Here is a 2581-nt window from a genome sequence, read left to right as displayed (position 1 = left end):
GCCGACGATCCGCACACGCAGCCGCGTGCGCGCCTGCGCGGGCAGCCGCGCCGCCGCGTCGATCAGCAGGTCCTGCCCCTTCCAGTCGTTGATCCGCCCCAGCATCGCGATCCGCAGCGGGCGATCGGTGGTGAAGGCGTCGGGCACCGCGGGCGGGCCGGCATCGGGGACGCGGTCCACCCCGTTGTGGATCACCGCCTGTCGCCGCCCCGCCGGCATCGCAAAGGCATCGCGCGTCGCCGCCGAATTGTAGATCAGCCCCGCGCCGGAGGCCAGGCACAGCCCGCGGATCACCGGCATCGCGCGCGGCTTGGGGATTTCGCGGACGTGGATGATCGACTTGGCCGGCGCCATCCGCGCGGCGATGATATGATCGGCGACGACGGTGGTGTTGATGTACGCAAGGTCGGCCCGCGCGATGTCGCGCGCGGCCTGCGCCAGATACCACGGCAGGGCGACCGTGCCCTTCAGCGCGGTCGATACCGGATTGGCGAGCCGCAGGATGCACAGGTCGCGCGCGATCACCTCGTCCGCGACCTTCGCCAGCAGCGGGCGCAACGGGCCATCGACCGCCAGCACGACGCGCACCCACGCATCGGGCCAGCCGCTGCGGATCGCCTGCACCGCCTGCAGAAAGCTGCGATCCGAACCGTAGAGTTCGCCGCCCTGGTGCACGCACAGGATGTGCGGCCGTGCGCGTGCCATTGGCCCGTCCTCCCGCTGTCGATCAGGCCGCGAGCGCCGCGCGCGCGACCAGCGGCTGCCACCAGCCCTCGTTCGCCAGATACCAGGCGAGCGTCTCGGCAAAGCCCTGCGGGAAGTCGCGCGCCGGTTCGTAGCCCAGCTCGCCGCGGATCTTCGTCTCGTCGATCGCGTAGCGGCGATCATGCCCCTTTCGGTCGGTGACGTAGGTCTTCAGGTCGGCGGTGGGGCGGCCCTGCGCGGCGGGGGCGTTCGGGAAACGCTGTGCCAGCGACGGATCGGCGGCGAAGGCGGCGTCGATCCCGCGGCAGATTTCCTCCACCACCTGGATGTTGGGCAGTTCCTGCCCGCCGCCCACGTTATAGGTCTCGCCAATGCGGCCGTTGCGCAGGATCAGCTCGATCCCCCGGCAATGATCCTCAACATGCAGCCAGTCGCGTACGTTCATCCCGTCGCCGTAGATCGGCAGCGGCTTGCCCGACAGCGCGTTGAGCGTGAACAGCGGGATCAGCTTTTCCGGGAATTGGTACGGGCCGTAATTGTTCGAACAATTGCTGGTCGTCGTCTCCAGCCCGTAGGTGTGGTGATAGGCACGCACCAGATGGTCGGACCCGGCCTTCGACGCCGAATAGGGCGAATTGGGTTGGTAGGGGGTCGTCTCGCTGAACGCCGGATCGTTCGGCTCCAGCGATCCGTATACCTCGTCGGTGGACACGTGGTGGAAACGGTGCGGGGTGCCGGTGCCGCGATCCAGCCACGCGGCCTTCGCCGCCTTCAGCAGGCTGTGGGTCCCGACGACATTGGTGGTGACGAAGGCATCGGGGCCGGTGATCGAGCGGTCGACATGGCTTTCGGCGGCGAAGTGGACGATCGTGTCGACGGCGTGATCGTCGATCAGCCGGCTGACCAGTGCAGTGTCGCAGATGTCGCCTTCGACCAGTTCGACCCCGTCCAGCCCGTCGAGGTTCGCGGGGTTGCCGGCATAGGTCAGCGCATCGAGCACGACGATGCTGTCCTGCGGCGACACGCGCCGCCAGTGGTGGACGAAGTTCGCTCCGATGAAGCCGGCACCGCCGGTGACGATCAGGTTGGCCATGATTACTCCTGTGGGCGTGTGACGGCCGGCAGCGCCGGGCGGGTGTCGTTGACGGGTGTGTGGGCAGGCGCGGCGGCCAGTTCGCGGCGCAGCAGCGGCACCAGCCGCTCGTTGCCCGCGCCGCTCAGATGATCGGTGTCGAAATACAGCGGCTTACCGTCGAGATAGGCGGGGCAGACGGGACCGGCGCACAGCCCAGGGATCGGATCCCACAGTCGCACCCCCGGCACCGCCGCCGCGATCTGCGCCAGCGCGGCATGCGCGAAGGCGGAGCGGTGCAGCACGGTCGTGCGGTCGACACGGTCGCCGTGCGCGCAATAGGCGCTGGTGCGGTTGAACCAGTCGGCGCAGCGGAAGGCGGCGGTCGGCATCGTCGGCTTCGGCCCTTCCAGCACCACCGCCAGACCGGCGGCGCGCCATCGGCGCAGCCGCGCGATCGCATCGGCACGCAACTGCGCCTCGATCGCCGGGTCGCGGCGGGCGGGGGTGGGGACGTCGCCCCAGATGTCGCGTTCGCGCGGGGTGTAATAGGCCGATACCAGCAGCGTGTCGCCAGGGCGCATCGCCTGCTGCAACGCATCGACCGCGGCGGCGTCGAACGCGGTGCACGATGGGGTCACATCGTCGGGCAGGATCGGCAGCAGCTTGCACCCGCCCTTGGTCATGATCGTTACGGGGCGGCGATCCTGCGCCGCGATCGTCGCGGCCAGACGGATGTAGGCGCCGGCGTGCGAATCGCCGACGATGAACAGGCGCGCGTCGGTTGCGGCAGGACGCCAGCAC

The 2581-nt window shown here is 69.5% G+C and carries 3 protein-coding genes; all 3 read right to left on the bottom strand.

The window, feature by feature from the left end:
• The coding region (locus tag AX685_RS04695) for a hypothetical protein (protein ID WP_197418483.1) at nucleotides 1-705 on the bottom strand (705 nt) is incomplete at its 3' end.
• A 22-nt stretch (nucleotides 706-727) separates the two neighbouring features.
• Nucleotides 728-1798, bottom strand: a complete 1071-nt coding sequence (gene rfbB / locus AX685_RS04690) for a dTDP-glucose 4,6-dehydratase (RefSeq protein WP_066485894.1) — start codon at nucleotides 1796-1798, stop codon at nucleotides 728-730.
• A gap of 2 nt (nucleotides 1799-1800) precedes the next feature.
• On the bottom strand, nucleotides 1801-2581 hold a 781-nt coding region (locus tag AX685_RS22305), incomplete at its 5' end, for an SGNH hydrolase domain-containing protein (protein ID WP_269450460.1).

The organism is Sphingomonas sp. CCH9-F2, from assembly GCF_001556735.1.
GTDB lineage: Bacteria > Pseudomonadota > Alphaproteobacteria > Sphingomonadales > Sphingomonadaceae > Sphingomonas > Sphingomonas ginsenosidimutans.
The sequence above is the reverse complement of the archived record's forward strand: the minus strand, read 5'-3'. Positions and strand labels throughout refer to the sequence as shown.

Bases quoted from the DNA above. Each gene is read 5' to 3' on its own strand.
- rfbB (WP_066485894.1), bottom strand. From the start codon at position 1,798: ATGGCCAACCTGATCGTCACCGGCGGTGCCGGCTTCATCGGAGCGAAC.